General features: G+C 35.5%; 23 protein-coding genes and 1 tRNA gene. 4 read left to right on the top strand and 20 right to left on the bottom strand.

The genetic code is table 11. The features are described from left to right. Positions 1–180: 180 nt before the first annotated feature. The 14 genes from BA053_RS07600 to rpsD form a co-directional block, all read right to left on the bottom strand. Complete coding sequence (locus BA053_RS07600) at positions 181–336, bottom strand: hypothetical protein (RefSeq protein ID WP_167347043.1); 156 nt, start codon at positions 334–336, stop codon at positions 181–183. 326 nt (positions 337–662) lie between these two features. Further along, positions 663–962, bottom strand: coding sequence for a type II toxin-antitoxin system RelE family toxin (locus BA053_RS00125; RefSeq protein WP_010962566.1), 300 nt, complete (start codon positions 960–962; stop codon positions 663–665). Further along, on the bottom strand, positions 943–1,167 hold the full coding sequence (locus tag BA053_RS00130; RefSeq protein WP_010962565.1) for a hypothetical protein: 225 nt from the start codon (positions 1,165–1,167) through the stop codon (positions 943–945). The genes BA053_RS00125 and BA053_RS00130 overlap by 20 nt, the downstream gene beginning before the upstream one ends. 94 nt (positions 1,168–1,261) lie before the next feature. Then, positions 1,262–2,968: an arginine--tRNA ligase gene (gene argS / locus BA053_RS00135; RefSeq protein WP_065095088.1), complete on the bottom strand. Its 1,707-nt coding sequence runs from the start codon at positions 2,966–2,968 to the stop codon at positions 1,262–1,264. A gap of 104 nt (positions 2,969–3,072) precedes the next feature. Then, positions 3,073–3,291 (bottom strand): hypothetical protein, encoded by a 219-nt coding sequence (locus tag BA053_RS00140; RefSeq protein WP_065095089.1) that lies wholly within the window; start codon positions 3,289–3,291, stop codon positions 3,073–3,075. A gap of 226 nt (positions 3,292–3,517) precedes the next feature. Next, a complete protein-coding gene (locus tag BA053_RS00145; RefSeq protein ID WP_065106639.1) occupies positions 3,518–5,227 on the bottom strand; it encodes an ABC transporter ATP-binding protein in 1,710 nt (569 codons plus the stop codon). Positions 5,228–5,295: 68 nt separating this feature from the next. After that, positions 5,296–6,414, bottom strand: a complete 1,119-nt coding sequence (locus BA053_RS00150; RefSeq protein ID WP_065095091.1) for an FtsW/RodA/SpoVE family cell cycle protein — start codon at positions 6,412–6,414, stop codon at positions 5,296–5,298. Further along, positions 6,411–7,127, bottom strand: a complete 717-nt coding sequence (gene ubiE / locus BA053_RS00155) for a bifunctional demethylmenaquinone methyltransferase/2-methoxy-6-polyprenyl-1,4-benzoquinol methylase UbiE (protein ID WP_065095410.1) — start codon at positions 7,125–7,127, stop codon at positions 6,411–6,413. The genes BA053_RS00150 and ubiE overlap by 4 nt, the downstream gene beginning before the upstream one ends. A 38-nt stretch (positions 7,128–7,165) precedes the next feature. Further along, positions 7,166–8,044, bottom strand: a complete 879-nt coding sequence (gene lipA, locus BA053_RS00160) for a lipoyl synthase (RefSeq protein ID WP_065095488.1) — start codon at positions 8,042–8,044, stop codon at positions 7,166–7,168. After that, on the bottom strand, positions 8,037–8,351 hold the full coding sequence (gene rpmB, locus BA053_RS00165; protein WP_006279619.1) for a 50S ribosomal protein L28: 315 nt from the start codon (positions 8,349–8,351) through the stop codon (positions 8,037–8,039). Before rpmB ends, lipA begins: the two co-directional genes overlap by 8 nt. A 37-nt stretch (positions 8,352–8,388) precedes the next feature. Next, positions 8,389–8,730, bottom strand: a complete 342-nt coding sequence (locus BA053_RS00170; RefSeq protein ID WP_010082513.1) for a DUF721 domain-containing protein — start codon at positions 8,728–8,730, stop codon at positions 8,389–8,391. A 422-nt stretch (positions 8,731–9,152) separates the two neighbouring features. Further along, positions 9,153–9,353, bottom strand: a complete 201-nt coding sequence (gene iscX / locus BA053_RS00175; RefSeq protein ID WP_010962556.1) for a Fe-S cluster assembly protein IscX — start codon at positions 9,351–9,353, stop codon at positions 9,153–9,155. 30 nt (positions 9,354–9,383) lie between these two features. Next, a tRNA-Leu gene (locus BA053_RS00180) sits at positions 9,384–9,470 on the bottom strand. A 9-nt stretch (positions 9,471–9,479) separates the two neighbouring features. After that, complete coding sequence (gene rpsD, locus BA053_RS00185; protein WP_065095068.1) at positions 9,480–10,094, bottom strand: 30S ribosomal protein S4; 615 nt, start codon at positions 10,092–10,094, stop codon at positions 9,480–9,482. A gap of 113 nt (positions 10,095–10,207) precedes the next feature. On the opposite strand from rpsD, the gene BA053_RS00190 reads away from it, so the two are divergent. The 4 genes from BA053_RS00190 to BA053_RS08245 are packed head-to-tail and all read left to right on the top strand — an operon-like array spanning position 10,208 to position 12,865. Next, positions 10,208–12,340, top strand: a complete 2,133-nt coding sequence (locus BA053_RS00190) for a transketolase family protein (protein ID WP_065106640.1) — start codon at positions 10,208–10,210, stop codon at positions 12,338–12,340. A gap of 17 nt (positions 12,341–12,357) precedes the next feature. Beyond that, a complete protein-coding gene (locus tag BA053_RS07070) occupies positions 12,358–12,606 on the top strand; it encodes a hypothetical protein (protein WP_156518052.1) in 249 nt (82 codons plus the stop codon). A gap of 21 nt (positions 12,607–12,627) precedes the next feature. Continuing rightward, positions 12,628–12,765: a hypothetical protein gene (locus tag BA053_RS07075; RefSeq protein ID WP_156518007.1), complete on the top strand. Its 138-nt coding sequence runs from the start codon at positions 12,628–12,630 to the stop codon at positions 12,763–12,765. Further along, positions 12,734–12,865, top strand: coding sequence for a hypothetical protein (locus BA053_RS08245; RefSeq protein WP_255356224.1), 132 nt, complete (start codon positions 12,734–12,736; stop codon positions 12,863–12,865). The genes BA053_RS07075 and BA053_RS08245 overlap by 32 nt, the downstream gene beginning before the upstream one ends. Before the next feature lie 100 nt (positions 12,866–12,965). On the opposite strand, the gene ffh is transcribed toward BA053_RS08245, so the two are convergent. From ffh to bamA, 6 genes are all read right to left on the bottom strand, one after another. Then, the gene (ffh, locus tag BA053_RS00195) at positions 12,966–14,309 is read right to left on the bottom strand and encodes a signal recognition particle protein (RefSeq protein ID WP_065094739.1); all 1,344 of its coding nucleotides are present in this window, start codon (positions 14,307–14,309) and stop codon (positions 12,966–12,968) included. Then, positions 14,294–15,853 carry a proton-conducting transporter transmembrane domain-containing protein gene (locus tag BA053_RS00200; protein WP_065094740.1) on the bottom strand — a complete coding sequence of 520 codons (1,560 nt, stop codon included), beginning with the start codon at positions 15,851–15,853 and terminating at the stop codon, positions 14,294–14,296. The genes ffh and BA053_RS00200 overlap by 16 nt, the downstream gene beginning before the upstream one ends. Positions 15,854–16,156: 303 nt before the next feature. Further along, positions 16,157–19,039 carry an FAD-dependent oxidoreductase gene (locus BA053_RS00205; RefSeq protein ID WP_065094741.1) on the bottom strand — a complete coding sequence of 961 codons (2,883 nt, stop codon included), beginning with the start codon at positions 19,037–19,039 and terminating at the stop codon, positions 16,157–16,159. Between the two features lie 45 nt (positions 19,040–19,084). Continuing rightward, on the bottom strand, positions 19,085–19,516 hold the full coding sequence (gene fabZ / locus BA053_RS00210; RefSeq protein WP_065094742.1) for a 3-hydroxyacyl-ACP dehydratase FabZ: 432 nt from the start codon (positions 19,514–19,516) through the stop codon (positions 19,085–19,087). Positions 19,517–19,520: 4 nt separating this feature from the next. Continuing rightward, entirely contained in the window at positions 19,521–20,072 is a 552-nt protein-coding gene (locus BA053_RS00215) for an OmpH family outer membrane protein (RefSeq protein ID WP_065094743.1), read from the bottom strand. Next, a complete protein-coding gene (gene bamA, locus BA053_RS00220; RefSeq protein ID WP_065094750.1) occupies positions 20,073–22,409 on the bottom strand; it encodes an outer membrane protein assembly factor BamA in 2,337 nt (778 codons plus the stop codon). It abuts the gene before it with no gap. Positions 22,410–22,415: the final 6 nt, after the last annotated feature.

The raw sequence follows: 22,415 nt of genomic DNA on the forward strand, positions 1-22,415 counted from the left end.
GGTTAGTTGCAAGTTAAAAGCAGCTAAATCGCTCTTAATCAAGCGTTTTAGAATAAAAAAAACGCCGATATTTTAGTACATAGTAAATAGCCAACCACCATGGGGCTTCTTTTGCCTTTTTTTTCATTTGGTAAATTTCTTAAACATTTATAGTTGCAATTTAAGAGCCCGTAAAGGGTGTCATTCCAGTGCCCCTGTGATGTATTCCAGTGCTTGACACTGGAATACAGTTTTCCATATAATCTCATCGAAAATGTTGTAACCACTTTCCATGCTAGTTTGCTTGTGAACAAGCAAACTTTTCTGGATCCCAGTGTCTGGGCACTGGGATGACAAGAGAAGGTACTAGCCTGACACCCTGACAACCGTCATCCCGCTGCTTGTTAGCGGGATCTATGCTAATGCCCTTTTATTCTTTCAATTATGTTATTTCCATTTAAATCTGTCTGTTCCGCAACTTCAGTGAATACAGTTGAATACTCCCTCAAACTGATCGTCATAACTTTACCCTACTTTGAATAATATTTTGATCATTACATATTGTAACAAAAAAAAATCAACTCATTTCTTCTAACGGCTCTATATTAAAGATAGAAAGTCCAGAAGCAATGACGTGTGCTAAGGCTTGGACAAGTTGCAGCGGTGAGATCTTTCTTATATTTTTAATTGTGTAATCTTCTGTGTTTGTAAATGTTTTTTCTATACCCCACTGCAGTAATAAGTACTTTACGTTCTGAATGATTTATGATGTAAATTATACGGTAGTTGCTAACCCTTATCCTATATTGCCCTCTAAAGCTATGACATAAAGGCTTTCCTAGATTAAAAGGATCAACTGTAAGGCGTTTCTTTATGGCCTCCTGAACCATTAATTTAATCTTTGCCGGAAGAGCTGGAATTTCTTTTTCAATAACATTTTTTAAGAATTTTATAGTGTAAGTTTTATTTCCAGATGTTTTCATCATCCTCTACTTCTTCTTCACCTTCAGAGAGGCGATCGTCAGCTATTTTGGATAGCTCTACATCTTCTTCGAACTCTTCTTCCACTAAATCTACTAAAACTTCAGGAATAGTTTTATTTTGAGTCTCTGCCATTTCTGTAAGATACTGAGCCAATTTACTGTCAAAACTTACATTAACATTGAGCTTTTTTTGACTGTGAGCCATATATTAACCAGAAAATACTACTATAAACTATAACATTTTTACTTAATTTTGTCAACTTCTCTATTCGTTGAAAAAACAATCTTGCATAAAAAAATCAACTCATCTCTTCCAAAGGCTCTATATTGAAGATAGAAAGTCCAGAAGCGATGACGTGTGCTAAGGCCTGCACGAGAAACATTCTTGCAGCGGTGAGGTTTAAGTTGTCTTCCAGTATGAAACGCATGTTTAAATCACTCTTGCCATACCCCCATAAAACGTGAAACGCTTCTGCAACTTCAAGTAAGTAGAAAGTAATTCTGTGTGGCTCACAAAGCCTTGCTGCAATTTCTACCACATCTGGCCACTTTGCTAAGGTTTTTATGAGGAAGAGCTCTCCACCTGTCCTTAAAAGTGAAGGATCTGCTGTTGGGAGCTCTTTTGGAGCATTACGCATTAACGAATGAGCACGAGCATGCGCATATTGCACATAAAAAATAGGATTATCTTTTGACTGTTCTTTAACTTTAGCAAAATCAAAGTCCAAGACCATATCATTCTTGCGTGTCAGCATTATAAAACGAGTGATATCCCTGCCAACTTCCTCCACTACATCTCTTGCTGTTAGGAAGTTTCCTGATCTTTTGGACATCTTAACAGGTTTTTCATTCTCGAAAAAATTCACAATATTATGCAGTTTTACCTCTATTTTTGCTTGATCATCACTTAGCGCAGAAACGACTGCTTTTAGCCTTTTGACATAACCACCGTGGTCACTACCAAGCTCTACAATCATATTATTAAAACCACGTGATATCTTATCAAAATGGTAAGCAATATCCGAGGCAAAATAAGTCCAAATGCCGTCCTTTTTCTTCAATGCTCGGTCAACGTCGTCACCAAATTTTGTAGAGCAAAATAACATTTCTTTTCTGGAAGTCCAATTTTCACTTTCTTTGCCTTTTGGTTTCTCCAGGTACCCTTCATACACCAAACCCTTGTCAGATAATATCTTTATACTCTCTTCGATCTTGCCACTTTTTTGCAGCTCATACTCTGAAGTAAAAACATCATGATTTACTCCAAGCAAGTTCATGTCTTCCTTTATGAGTTCTAAGATAAAACTTAAAGTATATTCCCTAATTATTTGATTATCTTGCTTTTTTAGAAATTCCTTGCCATATTTTTTAGCTAGCCCCTCCCCTATTGGTTTTAAATATTCACCTGGGTACAAACCTTTTTCAACACTAATTTTTTCTCCCAGAGCTTCTTTATATCGCAAATACACTGACCGAATTAGTGTATCTATCTGCGCTCCAGCATCATTAATATAGTATTCCTTAGTAACTTTATAACCAACTTTTTTTAGTAAGTTTGCCAGAACGTCACCAAATACTGCTCCTCTTGCATGACCAATATGCAGTGGACCAGTTGGATTTGCAGATACAAACTCAACATTGATGGCCTGATTGTTCCCTATATCTAGGGTGCCAAACTCTGTTTTTAGCTCATTTATTTGTTTTAAAATTCCATGCCACACTTCTATTTTTAAGTGCATGTTGATGAAACCAGGGCCTGCTATTTCCACTTTTGCAACTTCATCAAAAAGTTCAAATTCTCTTGCTAACATCCCTGCAATCTCGACTGAATTCTTCTTTTCATGCTTTGCAAGTACCATGGCAATGTTTGTGTAAATATCTCCATGCGCTCTATTGCTTGGAGGCTCTACGATAAAGTTTGTTGCATTCGTGCTTATAATACCCCTTTGCTTCAACTCGTTTAATTTGCTGGAAATTAGAGAGGAAACCTGCTTGAAAATGTTCATCAACTAGAAAAACTATGAAAACCTCCAACAATATAGCGAATAAGTGGGACTAGTTGAAGGTTTATCTTAACTATTTTATCTTCCTAGATCAGGAAAGTCATAGTTTATATTAAGACATTGTCGTAATCATGGTAAGAGAAAGCCATACCTTCGCTGTAACCATCATTACCAGCATCAGGCTCTTTAACATCATCAGTTACTACCTGATCTTCAGTTGTGATTTTATCCTTGATCGTCTCGTCTACACCCTCATCACTATAAGAAAATTTGTTAGTATATGAATAGCGATTATTGATTTTATCACTATAGTTATGTTTTAACATAGAGACCTCCTATACAGTCAAAATTAGAATTACATTAAGATAGAACAAGCTATGAATATAACGTGAATGAAAGAAACTACAGATCACGAAATTTCCGGATAACTATGGAACCATTATAAAATAATAAAATTAAAAAATTAATAATTTTAACATTAAATCTAGCATACTCATTAAATCAACAACGATATAGCTTAAATTCTCTTTTAATTTACACAATATTTCATGCCTACTGTATCTTCGCCAGTTTTGCATACAGCCCGTCTTTACTTATTAGAGAGTCATGAGTTCCTACTTCTTCCACTTTTCCATGATTAATTACTATAATCTTGTCAGTCTTGAGTGCGGTTGATAGTCTGTGTGTAATTACGATCGTTGTTCTGTTTTGCATTAACTTGCTCAAGGCTTTTTGCACGAGGTTTTCACTTTTATAATCAAGGGCAGAGGTTGCTTCATCCAGTACTAAAATCTGAGGATTGTTGAGTATGGCCCTTGCTATTACAATACGTTGTTTTTGTCCTTCAGAAAGTTTTAATCCTCTTTTTCCTACAAATGTATCAAAATTATCAGGCAGCTTATCAATAAATTCCATCGCGTAAGCGCTGATAGCTGCTTGCCTTACTTCCTCATATTCAGCACCAGGTTTGCCGTATAGTATATTTTCCATTATTGAGCAAGAGAATATCATGTGATCTTGTGGCACTAAGCCAAACAACGATCTGAGGTCATTTAGTGCAATTGACTTAATGTTGTGCCCATCGATAGTAATGCTGCCTTTGTTTGGATCATGAAAACGGAGCAGAAGCTTTAAAATGGTGCTTTTACCACTGCCAGATGGTCCAACAATTGATACTGCTTGACCTGCCTCTATAGAAAATGATACGTTATTTAACGCTGGCTTATCAGACTGAGATTCATAAAAAAATGTTACACCATTAAACGAAATTCCTTTTTGAACACTACAAATTTTTATAGGATCATCGGGATCTACTATAGAGCTTTTCATATTTTTAAATTCAAATAAACGCTCTACTATTCCAAGACCTCGTTGTAAATCACTGATATTATCGCTCAAATTATTTATAGCTCCTGTCGCAAGCGCTGAATAAAACACAAATGAGGAGAGTTCTCCAATAGTTATATTATTGCTTAAGACTTCTTTAATACCAAAAAAGAGCAAAACAACTAGTGAACCTATCACACACGTGATAACTAGAGTTACTAAAATAGCACGCAAGAGTACTAATTTTACGTATGATTTTGATACTGAGTTTAAATACTCCTTAAAACGGGTTTTTTCATTTTCTTCGAGTACAAACGATTTGATAGTCACTATAGATCTAAAATTTTCCTCACTAAATGACGCAAGCTCACTTAATTTATCCTGAGCAAAGCGTGCATAGCTACGCACTTTTTTTCCAAGTGAGGTCATGATAATGAGTAGTATAGGTATTATTGCGGCTGCATACGCAGTTAGTTGTATATTTGTATATAATAACATGGCAACACTGCCAATCAGAATCACAAAATTTCGTAATATGGTTAGTAAGCTGCTGTTTATTATTGATTGCAACACAGATGTATCAGTAACTAACGCTGAGATAACATCTTGTACGCCTGTGTTCTCAAAGAAACTTGGTTGCAAGTTAGTGATACTGCTATATAAGTCGTATCTGATTCTTGCGATAACTTTCTCGCTGCCAATGCCAATGAAATATAACCGAGTAAATGCAGTGAGAGAAATGGCTAAAACTATAAGTATTGCAATTAATAGTTTGGTAGTAAAATTATGCCCTGCGCCAGAATCAATTATATTGCTCAAACCCCTGCCAAAGAGGAGGATCGTTAAGGCTGAAAATAAAACTGCAATAAAAGCTATGATGAAATAAGATAGATTAGGCTTTATATAGTAAAATAACTGCCTAATATTAGATCGCATCGTATTTTAAAGTTTCTAAAGTTAAGTATATAGATTTTAGTTTCAGGGGAAAGGGGAAAGGTATGGCATTAGTCTACAGCATGTCTTCTAAGCGCAATACGCTCATGAAACTTTAATGCGATAGCTTGATTTCTACTAAAAGACAGCATTATGCCAAGTGCGATGCTCGAAGATAAAAGAGAAGAGCCACCATAGCTAAGTAGTGGCAGGGTTATGCCGGTGGTGGGAAAAATACTCAATGTTACCCCTGTGTTTATTATGAATTGTGTGATGAATTGAATTGAGATACCAAGAATCACCAACAGATTGAATAATTCATTTTCCCTATATGCAACGTAAAGCAAGCGGGCGGAAATGATACCAAATAACATCAATGTGGCTAAGCACGTAATCAAACCAAATTCTTCTGCTAAAACAGAAAACACAAAATCTGTATGACAATCAGGAAGAGAGGCTTTTACGCTACCTTCACCAGGTCCAACCCCAGTTAATTGACCTCTTTTGAATGCTTCTAATGATTTTGTGACTTGAAAGTTATCCCGCTGCGTAAAAAAGACAAAATTGTAAATCCTTTGCTTTATATGTGGGAGGCATAAGTAAGCTATTGTAGTTCCAGTTGTGGCCATTCCTATTATGCATAGAAAGTATAAAAATGGTATACATGCAATAAACATTTGACCAATAAAAGAATATGTTAAAAGCATAGACATACTGAAATCAGGTTGCAAAAGTAACAACACAAAAACTAACAGAAATATTATGATTGATATGTGTATTTTAAACTTCATTTCGCTGGCTAAGATACTAGCTATAACAATAGAAAAAAATGGCCTTACGAACTCAGATGGTTGAACTGAAATTTTGACAATATGTAACCATCGTTTCGCACCTTTTACCTCTATACCAAGTATTATCGCAGCTGCCACTAGAATAGTAAATAAAATGAAACCTGCGAATGAGAGGTTAAGTATAGTTCTTGTGTTGAGAAAAGAAAATGTCACCAAGGTAATTAGTGACAGGACTATATAAATTGTATGGCGCCGTATAAAATAATCCTGTGGTAGAGAAAGACGCTGCGCAATTACAGGGCTTGCTGAATAAACAAGAATGAAGCTTATAGTGAGCAAAAAAAACACTGGAAGGATGAGATAATAATCTAGGGTTCTATACCAGAGTTTAATATTCATTTTGTTCCAATGTGTAATGCCACTATTCCATAGCTCATATTATGAAACTCAACATTCTTAAAACCTACCTCTTCAATCTCCATTTTAAAATCAGCCTGAGTTGGAAATTCTCTGATGCTCTTCACTAAATATTCATAAGAACTCTTGTCTTTAGCAACTATGCTGCCAATTTTAGGAATTACTTTAAATGAATATAAGTCATAAAGTTTGGTAAATATCTCATTTTGATAGTGCATAGGGGCAAATTCTAAGCAGATAAATTTTCCATGTGGTTTTAATACCCTGTGCGCCTCATTTAAAGCCTTCTTACGGTCAGAAACATTTCGAATGCCAAAAGCTATTGTGCAATAATCAAATTCGGAGTCTTCAAATGGTAAACTTTCTGCACTTGCACATACCCAATCAAAATTAATTTGGTTTGAATTTATAGCTTTATCACGTCCTCTGCTTAGCATATTTTGATTTATATCGCATACTGTAACCTTAGCACTTGGCTCTTTTCTTACTATTCTTATTGCTATATCTCCAGTTCCTCCAGCAACATCTAAAACCTGAGAGTTTTTTGTAAAATGCACACTATTTACCATCTTATCCTTCCATAATCTGTGCATTCCGAGGCTCATTATATCATTCATGGTGTCGTAGCGACTTGCCACGGAATCGAATACCTCTTTAACTAATTGCGATTTATTCTTGATTTTTATAGTAGACATTACGTAAAGTCTCTCAACTCCTTTATAATTGGTAAAAATTAATTTGAATTAACATAACGACAGGCCTTGAGCCTGTTAAAATCTTCTTCAGCGTGGTATGATGACCGAATTAGTGGGCTTGATGCAACCACTAAGAAACCTTTGGAGTAAGCAATGTATTTATAATGCTCAAATTCCTCTGGGGTAACATACCTATCAAGTTTTGCATGTTTTGGAGTTGGTTGTAGATATTGACCAATTGTAATAAAATCAACCTCAGCACTGCGCAAATCGTCCATAACCTGAAATATTTCCTCTTTTGTTTCTCCAAGACCAACCATAAGCCCCGACTTTGTGAAAACTTTAGGATTAATCTGCTTTACCATCTTCAGTAAATATAGTGAATGAAAATAGCGAGCTCGTGGTCTTATTTTTGCATACAATCTCGGCACTGTTTCAATATTGTGGTTATAGACATCAGGTGATGCAACAGCGATTGCTTCAAATGCTCCTTTCTTATTTAAAAAATCAGGAGTTAAAATCTCTATTGTTGTTTCTGAAGTTATCTTTCTAATTTCTTCTATGCACTGTATAAACTGATTTGCGCCACCATCTGGTAAATCATCACGATCAACGGAAGTAATAACAACATGCTTTAAGTTTAACTTTTTTATCGCTTTTGCTAAATTTTCTGGCTCATGAGGATCTAGTTTATCAGGAATGCCAGTTGCAACGTTGCAAAATGCACAAGCACGAGTGCAAACAGAACCGAGAATCATCACAGTAGCATGACGCTTATTCCAACACTCACCAATATTTGGACATGCAGCTTCTTCACATACTGTATGTAAGTTATGCAGTTTAACGGTGTTTAAGGTCTCATTAAATACTTCACCGGTCGGAGCTTTTGCTCTAAGCCATGGAGGCTTACTATGCATCTGAAACGGCTAACTCTACCTCTTGCTTTACTAAAACTTTTTTCAACCTTCTTTTTATCTTCTGCGCTTTCTCACTTAGTTTAATCGTTCTTGTGTTGAGCAAAAAAGCATCCAAATCACCTTTGTAATCTATAGTTCTCAAAGTTCTTGTTGCTACACGAAATCTAAACTTTTTATTCAATATATCACTCGTCAACGTAACCTTATGTAAATTTAAAAGAAAGGTACGCTTTGTTTTACGATTCGAATGTGATACCTTATTACCAAAAGATTTTTTTCTATTTGTTAATTCACAAACTCTACTCACTTCAATATACCAAATTATTCTATGTACTTAGATTACCTTATATAGTCAAATAGTCAATACTCTCTTGCTTAATTTTTATACCATATACTGCTTTATAACCAAAAAATATCGTAATTTTTTCTATTATAAGAGAAATCATATGCTGAATTTCCAATGCTTTGCTGCCATTTGTTACTACCAGATGCAACACACCCGAATTTATATTCTGTGCATATGAGATCTTTTTCGGTTTTGTACACTCTGCTATTTCTTTCCCTACTATATTTCGCCAGTTTAAAATCAGACGTATTTCATTTTTGCTAATCTTATTTTTCATGCATTTTAATGCATAGTTTTCTATTATAGACTTTAATTTTTTTGGACCGCTACGTTTGAGCATTTTTCTGTTTTTTTAGTAGGTAGATAATATAAAAGTATACATATAACTTGAGATTTTGTCATTACTGCTACATGTTTGTGAGATACCGTGACGGTATGACCATAGTCGTCATTCCGCGGCGTGTTCGCGGAATCTAGCCCTGGTCACGCTACTTAGATGACAACCTTCTAACTGCTTTACAAAGACTCTACCCTCTGGCCTCACACCATAAAAAGCAGTATTTTTATGTAAAACTTATCTCAACGTAGCACTTGTCAAGTAAGTCGTTCCATTCAAAAATTTTTGTTTTGCCTCATAATTAACCTTATAGCTGTTTTAATTGTAATTGGTTAAATTATTATTAACTTGCTAGGCTAGATCCAAAAAATAGCATAATCAATATGCAAATTGTAATAGAAATCACGTTTGCGTATGGTTTATTGCTATGCGGTTAATCTTTCCTCAATCCAAGCTGCTTGAATAGCTTCGAGTATTTTTTCGTTACAGCGTTTTTCATCATCATCAAATTCCTCTAAACTCAAGACCTTTTTTTTAAGCTCAGTGAATCTGATACTAATTATATTCTCATCTGGAAATTTTTCCTCCAGAGCTTCTACAATATCTTCTATATCAAGCCATTTCATACTTTTTTGTATTTATCTGCTAAGTTAAATTGGTGCCCATGGGGAGACTTGAACTCCCAAGGTCGCAAAACCCACGGATTTTAAGTCCGCTGCGTCTACCGATTCCGCCACACGGGCTTTTTTTATCTATCTAGAGTAAAACTCTACTACTAAATTGACTTCCATGTCTGCTGAATAAGGAACCTCAGAATATTGAGGTGACCTCAAATACTTCACTGAATGCTCTTTACTATCTGCTTCTAAATAATCCGGAGCCTTGCGCTCTTGTTTTTGTTCAGCCTCTACTACTACAGGAATTTTTGCTACCCTTTCTCTTATTTTTATTATATCACCTGGCTTCACTCGATAACTCGATATGTTAACCACCTTATCATTAACTGTAACGTGCTTGTGAGATATGAGCTGCTTTGCTGAGTAAATTGTTGGAACAAGACCAGAGTGGTATAAAACAGAACTTAATCTCGATTCTAAGATACCGATAAAATTATCAGCCGTATAACCCTTTCTGTTATAAGCATCTAAAAATGTACGTCTGAGCTGCTTACTTGAAATCGCATAGTAAAACTTAAATTTCTTATGTGCAGCAAACTGCTTACCAAAGTCGGATAACTTCTTGAATCCAAGAATACCATGTTGACCTGGAGGGTATTTCCTTTTGTTTACTGGGTCTTTAGCTCTACCCCATAAATTTACACCAAGTCTACGGCTAATCCTATACTTTCTAGTGATAACAGTTGTCATATAAAAACTCTCACGATTTAACTTTAGATTATTAAGGATTTTAGCACTCAGTGTCAACTTGTTTTTGCTGATATAATCTTTTATACTTCATTTTTAAGTTTTTCTATTAACACATGAATCATTCACATTTAAAATCTATGGCAAACGCCATCCGTTTTTTATCAATTGATGCAGTACAAAAAGCAAACTCTGGACACCCAGGTATGCCACTTGGCATGGCAGATGTTGCAACTGTTTTGTTTGCTAAATATCTGAATCATAATCCTGATGATTCTAAATGGTTCAATAGAGATCGCTTTGTTTTATCAAACGGTCATGGGTCAATGTTACTATACTCAATATTATATTTGACAGGTTATATTAGCGTAGATGAGCTAAAAAACTTCAGACAAATGGGATCCAAGACCCCAGGTCATCCAGAGTTCGGCTTGACTTCCGGGGTAGAGGCAACAACAGGCCCGCTCGGTCAGGGGTTTGCCGCTGCTGTTGGCATGGCACTTGCTGAATCGATACTTGAAAAGCAGTTTAGAATCAATCACTACACTTATGTGATGCTAGGGGATGGCTGTCTTATGGAAGGAATAAGCCATGAAGCAGCATCACTTGCTGGGCATCTTAAATTGAATAAGCTCATAGCCCTTTTTGATGATAATGATATCTCTATAGATGGCGCTACTTGTCTTTCCTGCTCTGATGATGTAGAGAAACGCTTCTTAGCGTATGGATGGAATGTTGACAAAATTGATGGCCACGATTTTGATGCCATATCCTTTGCAATAGAGCAAGCAAAAAAGTCTGGTAAACCTACAATGATCTGCTGCAAAACCATTATCGGAAAGTTTTCAAGCCGTGCTGGCACATCCTCTGCTCACAGTGGTGCTTTTTTGGAGGAAGACATTAAACAGATGAGAGAGAAATTAAACTGGAATTATGAACCATTCCATGTGCCAGAAGATGTGAAAAATGCCTGGAAGAAAACTGTTGAGAGAGCAAAACAAAACTACACGATGTCATTCCAGTGCTTGACACTGGAATCTAGGAAAGAAGAAAAAGAATGGATTCCAGTGTCAAGCACTGGGATGACAGAAGAGAATGCTGAGATGACAGGGTATCATGCAGAACTTCAAAGGCGACTAGATGAGCGTCTGCCGGATAACATCAATTCGGTGTCATTCCAGTGCTTGACACTGGAATCCAGTGAAAATAAAGAACTTCAAAGGCGGTTAGATAAACGTCTACCAGATAATATCGCTGGTGTTTTAGCTGACCTGAAGAAACAAATATGTGAGCTAATGCCAAACGAAGCTACACGTTCTTCTTTCGGCATGGTAATGGAACTTTTAACACAACATATGCCGGAATTAATCGGCGGTTCTGCTGATCTTACTGGGTCAAATTGCACTAAATATAAGCACATGCAGGTAATAAATAGCAATAATTATAGAGGCTCTTATGTCCACTATGGAGTGAGAGAGCACGCTATGGCAGCATGTATGAATGGTATGGCACTTCACGGCGCGATTCTTCCTTATGGCGGCACTTTTTTGGTATTTTCCGACTATTGCCGTCCTGCTATACGTCTTTCAGCTCTGATGAAGCAGCAGGTTATGTATGTCATGACTCACGACTCAATTGGAGTGGGAGAAGATGGCCCAACTCATCAGCCAATAGAGCATTTAGCCTCTTTGCGTGCTATACCAAATCTATATGTTTTTAGGCCAGCCGATGCAGTTGAAACTCTGGAGTGTGTTAGCATTGCACTCGAAAAAAAAGAGTCACCTGCACTGTTTGCGCTCTCAAGGCAAAACGTAAGTTACATGCATTCTGATATCGATCAATCTACTAATCTATCGAAGTTTGGTGCATATATTTTGTGTGAATGTTCAAAAGAATTAAAAGTGACGATATTTGCTACGGGGTCCGAGGTTGAAATTGCAGTTGAAGCAAGGGAGAAATTGCAGGAAAAGGGTATAGGTACAAGGATTGTTTCTATGCCATGCTGGAGGCTTTTTGACGAGCAAAGCGATGAATATAAAGCGGCAATATTAAATAATGACAGCATTAAAGTTGCAATTGAAGCCGGAAGTGAAATGGGTTGGCATAAATACATAGGTTCAAACGGTATATTTATTGGCATGAAAAGCTTCGGAGAATCAGCACCTTATAAAACACTTTATGAGCATTTTAATATCAGTGCTGATCACGTAGTAAAATGTGTGTGTGAGAAACTGGTTTACATTCAGTAGACTTCTTGCATAACCATATGAAAGCCCACTCTTCTTTGTCATTCCAGCGCGTGACGTTATCCAAGATGATGTCATGCCAGTGCTTGACACTGGAATCCAGTTTTCCATCCAAGACGGTGTCATCCCAGTGCTTGACACTGGGATCCAGTTTTCTTTACAAATTCACCAAAAGTGTTTCATTCTATAACGCAAAACCCATACTCACCAAACCCAATGCATTACTTGCAATTAAGTTTCCTGGATCCCAGTGTCAAGCACTGGGATGACACCCTTTTGGATGGAGACCAGTGTCAGCTACTTGCATGACACCATTCTTTTTCCTGGATCCAAGTAGTCAAGCTACTCGGATGACACCTCTGGGCGCTGGGATGACAGGAGAAGGAGGCTACTTGCATGACACCATTCTTTTTTCTGGATCCAAGTAGTCAAGCTACTCGGATGACACCCCACTGGTGGCCCACACTACAATGTTCGTACAGTTATGAAATGAATCGCGGTATGACGTGTTGCTTGGGTCAGCTATAGTATTTCCTAAAATTAATAATAAATTTCTTGGCTAGCAAAAAGCTGTAAATTTTTTTGCGAGACCTAAGCCGGCTTTTGATATAGCTAAAGGTAAGGTCACTTACTTTCTGCTTAGCATATCCATCAAATCAGATTCTTTGAGTTTACTATGGTCAACTTTACTGAACTTATTTACCATAGAGCTCATTTGATTGTACTGCTTAATCAGAAGATTAACGTCAGTTACACTTGTTCCGGACCCCTTAGAAATTCTAAGTCTTCTTTTGCCATTTAAAATATCTGGATTTTGCCTTTCTTTTTCGGTCATTGAGTTTATGATGGCTATATATTTTTTCACTTTATTGTCATCTGGCACACTGCTACTTAGCTTTTTTGTGAATGAACTAGGAATGAATTTCATTATGTTGCTAATGCCATCCATTTTACTCAGAGTTTTTAACATTCCCACTAGGTCGTTTAGGTCGAATTTACCCTTTTTTACTTTCTTTTGTAACTTATCAATTTCTTCCTGACCAACAATCTCAGCAGCTTTTTCAACCAATGATACAACATCACCCATGCTAAGTATCCTTTTTGCAATTCTATCGGGATAAAAATCATCGAGGTCACTTAATTTTTCACCACAAGCAATAAATTTAATTGGACAATCGGCGATCATTTTCATAGAAAGAGCAGCACCACCACGTGCATCACCATCAACACGGGTAAGAATAATGCCGGTTACACCTATTACCTCATTGAATGATTTGGCAATGTTGACCGCATCCTGGCCTATCATTGCGTCGGCTACTAAAATAACTTCTGCAGGTGAAGCTATTTCCTTTACGGCTTTCAACTCATTCATCATATTATTGTCAATATGAAGCCTGCCTGCGGTGTCTAGTATTAATACATCATAATTATCGTTCTTTGCTGCTGCTAGTGCCCTTTTTGTAATTGCAATAGGCCCTTCATTTATTACTATAGATAAAGTTTGTACGTCTATTTGTTTACCCAGCACCTCAAGTTGTTTCTGGGCAGCCGGCCTATAAATGTCTAAAGAGGCAAGCATCACTTTTTTCTTTTGCTTTTTTAGCTTTAAAGCAAGCTTTCCTGAGGTGGTTGTTTTACCTGCACCTTGTAAGCCCACCATCATAATCACAGCAGGGGGTTTAACTGCTAGATTTAAGTCACTTTTCTCTGATCCGAGAACTGCAACTAAATTATCCTGCACAATTTTAATTATCATTTGTGCTGGAGAAACACTTTTTATGACTTTTTCCCCAATCACTTTATCTTTAATGTCGTTGATGAATTTTTTTGCAACTTCAAGTGAAACGTCAGCTTCAATTAAGGCTATGCGTATTTCACGCATGGCAAGATTAAAATCATCTTCAGAAATGATCGACTTTCCTCTTAGTTTACTAAATACAGAATTTAAACTTTCAGTTAACGATTTAAACATAATAGCGTTAGTAGAATACTCATTAAAAAGAGAGAAGAAGCTGAAACAAAACTCACTGAGTTGTAACCCAGCACTTCTTTAAGTTTAGTAATATTATTAAAGTATAAACTAGTAAGTGAATTAGTCAAGTTTTGCAGTACATTGGCAGACATTTCTCTCACTTTAAAGATCAGTTGATTGAACAGCAAGATAATATAGGGTATGAAAGCTCTAAAAATCCAATCAACATCCATTTTAAAATTTATTCTCGGGTAAAATAACTTGCGTAAAAGAATGAACAATAAAGTGGTACATAATAACAAATTAAATTGCGACAAAATATTTTTTGTGTTGTACACAAAATCGAAAATCGAAGATTTATTGTAAATAGGTAAGTAAGGGTTGCCAGCAATTACGCATATAAATGCTAAAATAATCATAGTCATTTTACCTCCCCTCTCTGCTAAAGGTTTCGACTTACTTTTTGCAATAAATATGTAGTAAAGAAACTTGAGCCCCACGCTTAAATAAAGCAGTAAATTTAGAATCTTGTATAAGTTTTTATACACTTCTAAATTAGCACCACTTGCTTCAATCTCGGCTGTAATGTATGATTTGCTAATAAATCCAGCGGTTCCAGGAAATGCAGCCATTGTAAGTATTGCGATTATAGCACACATGCCTTCCACTGACATCAGTTTACCCACTCCATTAAAACTAATTGTTTTTGTTTGTGAAATAATCGAATTACTGACCACAAACAATAATGATTGATAAACAAGAGAGAAGATTATATGCAGTATCAAAATTGGTATTGCCTTTTCCGAAGGGCTGAGTAAACCTCCTGCAATAATCAGCAAGCCCATTTGTCCTACAATATTATAGCATAAAAATCTACGAATATTTTGCTCAAGAGAAGCAAATATAATGCTGTAAATTGCAGTGATGGCGCCTACAGGCGCTAATATTTCAGTACAATCTTGCCATAGGTTATAAGTGTGTAAAAGCATCACTAAAAAAGAGACTTTAGTGGTAAATAAAGAGAGATATGTGGTGCCATGTAGCGATGCAGCAGGATATGCATCAACAACCCAAAATGAAAAAGGAAAACAAGCGCAGTTTATCAATAAACCCAAAATTATCAGGTTAGTGCTTTGAAGTGCCAATCCTGCTATTAATATAACTCCAACGAAAAAGTGTACACAAGCGTACCTTATTGCAGGTCCACTATCTCTACAGCTAGCTGCGATAATAAAAAATGCACTGACGGTCATTAATTCACAGAATATTATAACCAATATCATATGTTCAGATAAAACTGCATAAAGTGAACTGATAGTGTAAGCAGAAAAAGAAAGCATCTCTGAAAAACTCAAATTTTTTGCTGATAGAACAATTAAAAATGCAACCGATAAAAAAGATATTAGTACGATGCGAAAAGATAAATCAAAATCTAGAATTGGGAGAGACCAATTTACTGCAATGCTCAAATTTTCAGGTAATTTTAGGACTATAACTATTAATACAGTCAGTAGAAGTAACAGTGACGATTTATAAAGTTGCACAATAATTAAAACCAATATGGTTTATGCTATCTCAATATATGAATAAAATCAATTTGCATATTAACCACTAATTAAACTAATTATCATATAATTATATCAGAGTTTAGAGGGTCATAGAGAAACCGGTCAGATTAGGTTTTTAATCTAATCTGACCGATAGCTTTAATAGTGAGGTAAGCTTTAATATAGCATTCTTCATTCACAATGCTACACTCGTGCATAATTTATTTTTAATTTGTGCACGAGCGTTAGTAAATTATTTACTTTTTGAAATAAAATTTGGCATCACTTTAATATTGAGACTTAGTAAACCTCAGTAGGTCTGCCAGTTGGGCCCATAAGAATTATTTGCTCGCCTTCTCTTAAGTGTCTGCATAAATTAGTGGAGCCGCCGATTTCCAGCACAATAGTGGAAATAATTCCTTTTTTTTTGTCTACTTCAGTGCCGGTTACGGCTATACCTTCCATAGCAAGGTTTGTATTATTGGCTTTTCTGCCATTGGTTTCAAAATTTTGCAATCTAAAGAATTGCCCAGGCTTAAAATTCTTTGCCGCAAGTGGTGCTTTGATCACTATTTCCACAACTTTGTCTGTTAAATATTGAACTTTTATAACCTTTGCAGTGAATTGCTCTTTGATTCTATTGAAGAATTCTTTATTAGCCAGGTCTTCAACACTTGACCACGCATTTTTTTTCTGGCCCACAACATCACACACTGGAATGACAGAAACGAAGCTATTAACTCCACTCAAAAGCTGAGAAATAATAGGGTAGCCGTTCTTAGCACTTGCCATAGCTTTCACGACGCTGCCACTATACGAAGGGTGAAGATCACCAAAAAAGCTGATTGTTTTATTGCCTTGCTTATACACTAATATTCTATCTTTATTTTGCATTTTAGGAGAAAATATTGGGTCTATTTCTTTTCCTGATGAATTCAAATGAGTAAAATACCCATTACTTAATTTAAAATGCTTTTTATCTTCTGTTGCAATAACTGTATTTGGCTCAGTACCTGCTGCTATAAAAATAGAACGTGCTTTTATACGTTTGATTTCGCCGGATTTTGTGTCTATCAGTTTTATTGACTCAGCATGGTTATATTTATCTGTCACAACTTCAACTGGCTCTAAGTTTTCAATAAAGTAAATCCCTTCTGATAATGCGTTTTGCACCTCTTCGCTATTTAATCGATAACTTGGCGAGTCTTTCAGCTCTTTTCTATATACAACTTTCACTCCCCCGAGGCTCTGCATTAACTCTAATATTTTTATTTCTCTATTCTCTTTTTTTGCTAACTCTTGCTCTGCTTGGATCAACTTTGCGTGCGATATGAGCTCATTTGCAATTTTGTGTTCTTCTTCTGTCCAATCTTTTTCAACACAGTCCTTTCCATACTTATCAACTAATATCTCATAACGAAGAAGAAATTTTTCTACTTGAATTGGATAATACGCTAAAGCTTCAGTGGCAGTGTCAATCGCAGTAAGCCCCGCACCTATGACAACTATCGGCATACGAACTTGCAGATTTGCTATAGAATCAAATTTAAGAGCACCAGTCAGTTGTAACGACATAAGAAAGTCAGATGCCATACGTACTCCACGAGCTAGCATATTCTTTATTTTTATCATTCGTGGCTTGCCAGAGCCAAGTGCTAGGGCGATGTGATCAAAACCCGAGTTGAACGCGTCATCAACATTAATCGTGCCACCAAAACGAATGCCTCCATAAAGTGCAAAATTCTCACGTCTTTCCAGCAGTAATCTAATAATCTTTAAGTAATTCTTATCCCACCGAGAAGTAATACCATATTCTGCCACCCCACCAAACCCCCCTGCCATGCGTTCACTCAATTTTTCGTGTTCAAAATCTTTAATTAGCTGGAAATTATCGATCAAAGGTTCAATCTTTAGTCCATCAATGGCGATAACGTTATGCCCATCATTCAACAAATGATGAGCTAAATTAAAACCAGCAGGACCAAGGCCTACAACTAGAACGTTTTTTCCAGTGTTTCCTCTTGGCAATGGACGCTGAAAATTTAAAGGATTCCAACGGCTGAGCAGAGAATATATTTCAAATCCGTACGGTAAACTGAGCACATCATCCAGAATCTTTGTTTCAACCATTGGCACATTTACAGGCTCTTGTTTCTGATATATGCACGAGTTCATGCAGTCATTGCATATTCTGTGCCCAGTGGCTGCACATAGCGGATTATCTATCATCACAATTGCAAGACTTGCTATGCTGTATCCTTCGCTTTTCACCAGATTCATTTCTGATATTTTCTGCTCTAGTGGGCAGCCGTGCAGTTCAACTTTTAGTGGAGATTGTTTAAAAGTATTGTCGTTATTAATTAGCCCCTTTGAGCAGCTGTCCTTACTTTGCTTATGACAAAATATGCAGTAGTGAGCATTATCTAGTGCTTTATTCAAACTCACCTTTTTGCTTGTTAGATCAAAACCGTATCGTCTTTTTACTTCATTTGAATACAGCACTTCAACTTTGTCCACTTCTTTTTTAGAAAATGGTATGAGGTTTTCGTGGTCAATTTTTTTATGAATACTGAATAATATACTCTGTTTATTTTTTACTCTCCACACTGCATATTGTGCCGCAAGTTCTATTTCCTCTTTGTGATCCTCTTTATTTTCAAACCAATGCATCACCTGCTCAGCAAAATTTTTTTCTGTTGTTGGCAAAGTGAGAAAATGACTTAGTTTGTTAGTAATATCTATATTCGCCACATTAGTGTATTTCTTCAATGCATAGCGTTGGACAAATAATCTTTTGCACTTATATATTACAGCAAAGTCGTTGTGCTTTTTCTTTAGCTCCTCTATTTCTTTTTCAACATTGAAAAGTTTTGCAATAAATTCATCAAGTAAATATGAGAGGTCTACTATTAACTGACTATCTGTCATCCAAGTAGCTGACCGTCCTTCTTGTTTTCTAGATCCCAGTGTCAAGCACTGGGATGACGGGGGGTGACACTGGGATGATGGGAGGTGACACTGGGATGACATCGAAGAAGAAGCTGCTTTTTCTCTTGCTTCAATTAATGAACAAAACAAGCTCTCATCACATGATTTGATATAATTCAAAAATGTCTCATTTAATTTTATTAATCCATCACGAGTATATAGATTCGAAAATGAGATTTTGAAATTCAGCTTCATTGCTATACTATACAGTGTACATGCTGTTTCTTACAGATGAAGATTTTATTTATTTTGCAATACTGCTGAGATTGTTGCTTCTGCAACTTTTTCTTCGCTAACAGATGCAATACACCTAAATTTGTGTACACCTAAACACACACTTTGAATGTTAGCTTGAAGAATCAATGTGTCCCCTGGAGTAACTAGCTTTCTGAATTTTGCATTTTCAATGGATCTCAAGTAAACAACTTTATTTTCTATTGTTTCTTTACCTAGAACACATATAGCAGATGCCTGAGCTAGAGATTCAATTATCAAGACTCCTGGCATTATCGGATGACCAGGGAAGTGGCCAATAAAAAATGGCTCATTGAAAGTCACATTTTTGATTGCTTTTATACTTTTACCAGGATCACACTCTATAACTCTATCTACTAAGAGAAACGGATAAGAATGTGGTAGTATTTTTATAATATCACTGATATTAAATTGCATAAGTCTATTCAATGCCTTTTAAAGCAAATTCAGGTATTTCCTTGTTTACATTTTTTAGTACCACATCTGATAAATCAACTTCGTCCATAGAGTATAAAACTTGATTCTTTTTTGAAATAAATAGTACTAAATCTATGTTGTTTTTTTCTGCCGTTCTTTTAGCAACTTCTTTTATTTTATTAAAGACACTCTCTACTGCGTCTCTATAGCTTTCTTCTAAATGTAACATTTTTTTAGCGTAATTATCTCTAGTATTTACAGTGTGCTTATTAAATTGTCCTGTCTTTTCCTTTTTTGCTTCTTCTGACAAAAGGTCAAATTCTTCTTTTGATGGCTTAAGTTTTTCTAACTCATTTTCAAATTCTTGTTGTAATCTAGAATTCTGCTCCTTTATTTGTTGTTGTATATTTTGCAGAGCAAGAGATTCATTGATGACTTTGTCACTATCGATAATTGCAGCCTTTGTGTTCTGAGGTTGATATCCTACAAACTTATACCCCACAAATAAGGAAATAATTAAGGCAATAACTGATATAAATAACTGTATATATTTCATTCAAATCCCCGCTTCAATAGAAAATTTAACATTTGGTGATGGTATTATATCATAAGATTCCTTTACTAAAGGAAACCCGAAATCCAATCTAAGTCTACCAAAAGGAGAAAGCATTGAAAAGCCAAAACCTGGTGACACTCTTATAAGCTTACTATCATTATATGGATCTTTATATTTCCCATTTTTATCATCTAAGCCGAAAAGTGTCGCATAGTCAACAAATAATGAGCCTTTGATACCAGCATAGTCATATAGTTTTGGTAGTGGGAAATCTACTTGCTGTGTTAAATTAAAATAAGTTTTGCCTCCTAGTGAGCTTTTATTTTTGTCTTCTGCTCTTGGTCCAATACCGGAAAGGTCAAACCCTCTAATCTCATTACCCCCTTTAAAAAAGTGCTGGCCAATGTTTAGATCTTCATCGGTATAAGAAAAAATATGACCTGCCGCCATCTTAAAGCGTAGCGTTATATCATCGTCAATTTTGCTTAATATAGGGTGCGTATAAAAAGATAAGAATTCAGATTTCAGGAAATTCACGTTTCCTCCCAATCCTGAAATATCCTGACTTAAGCGCAGTAAATACCCTTCTTTTGGGGCATATAGATTATCCAGTTTATTATATGCCAACGTGTATCCCACTGATGAAATCTGATGTTCACCTTTTCGGTCCAGTATTATTTCAGAGATATCGGTGTCTTGTCCACCCTTATTATCCATGTGTATATGATTATACTTATAAGAATAGCGAAGGGAATTAGTTAAGTTCTCTGTGACTTTATATGATAACTTTGTAAAAAATCCCATATCGCAACTATCAAAAGTAGTGTTTGGCTTATCTTGTTTTTCGTAAAATACGCCTACACCTAGTGACGTATCAGAATCATTAAAATTATTTTCAACAAACTCTAAATCAGTAGAAAATACGTATTGACTTTTTTCGAGAGCAAAAGAGAGCTCTTTTCCAGTACCAAATAAATTACGGTCTTTGAGGTCAATTTTAATCAATGCTCCACCAGGAAGAGACACACCGCCTCCCAAATACAACGAAGTAGTGTTTTTTTCTTTTACATTTAAGTCAAGATTTACTGCATCGTCATTAACTGCGTAACTATTTACTTTCACTGTTTCAAAAAAATCACTACTCATTAGTTTTTTACGTGACTTTTGAATCTCAGATATATTGTACGCATCACCTTCTGCTACACTTAGCTTACTTCTGATCACTTTATCTAAAGTGCGATCGTTACCATCAATTGTAATTTGATTTATATAAATCTTTTTACCCGGCAGCACTCTGTAGGTTACATCTACAACGTTGTCACGTTGTGCATACTCTGGATTAACTTTTGCAAATATATATCCTTTTTCATTTAAATATTTGTTTATTTTTTCTACTGTATTATTAATTTTAACTCTATTAAATATCTTATCGTTTTCCTCTGTTATAAAATCCAATAGTTCTTCTTTTAGGCTCAAATCCTGAATTTCAGTTTCAATATTAACCTCATTATTTCCAAACAAATACTGCTGTCCTTCGTCAATCAAAAAAGTTAACTCTGTTTGATTGTTATTATCAACCTCAACAATTGGTTGAATATTATTTTGAATATATCCCTTAGACGAATAAAAACGATCGAGCAATTCTGTGTTAATCAATAGATATTGCGGTGAATAATGATTTTCGCCTTTAAAAATGGCTCTAAATAACTTACTAAATATGTCATTACTATGTCTTTTAATAACTTGCTCTAGCTCATTTTCAGAAAAGTTTTTATTGCCTATAAATCTTATATCCTTAATTTTAGAGGTTTTGCCTTCTTTTATTTTGAAAATTAGATTGACCCTATTACTATCGAGCTTCTCCAACTCATATTCAATTTTAACGCCAACCTTACCGTTATTTCTATAAGTAGTGATTAAATTCATTAAATCGTTTTGCAATTTTGTTTCAGTGAAAATAGTTAGTGATTTTGACTGAATCACATTATTTAGTAACTCTTTGCTATTAAATAACTTATTACCCTTTAATATTATCTTGTTAATTAGTGGATTTTCTTGAATTTTTATTACCAAATTTTTTTTATCATCTATGTAAGCATTAACACTAGCAAATAGCTTTGTTTTATATAAACCTTTTATAATCAAATCTATATCATCGTCGTTTACATAATTACCAGGTTCCAATTTTATATAAAAACCTATTGTTTGATTGCTTACACGCTCATTACCAATATATTTGATATCTTTTATCTGCGTTTTTTCCTTATTTTCTAAAGCAACAAGTAGAGTAGGAAAAGAGATAAAAATTATTATTAGTATGTGGAATAGCTTTTTCATATGTAT

It is taken from the genome of Wolbachia endosymbiont of Nomada ferruginata (assembly GCF_001675785.1).
GTDB classification, from domain to species: Bacteria; Pseudomonadota; Alphaproteobacteria; order Rickettsiales; family Anaplasmataceae; genus Wolbachia; species Wolbachia pipientis.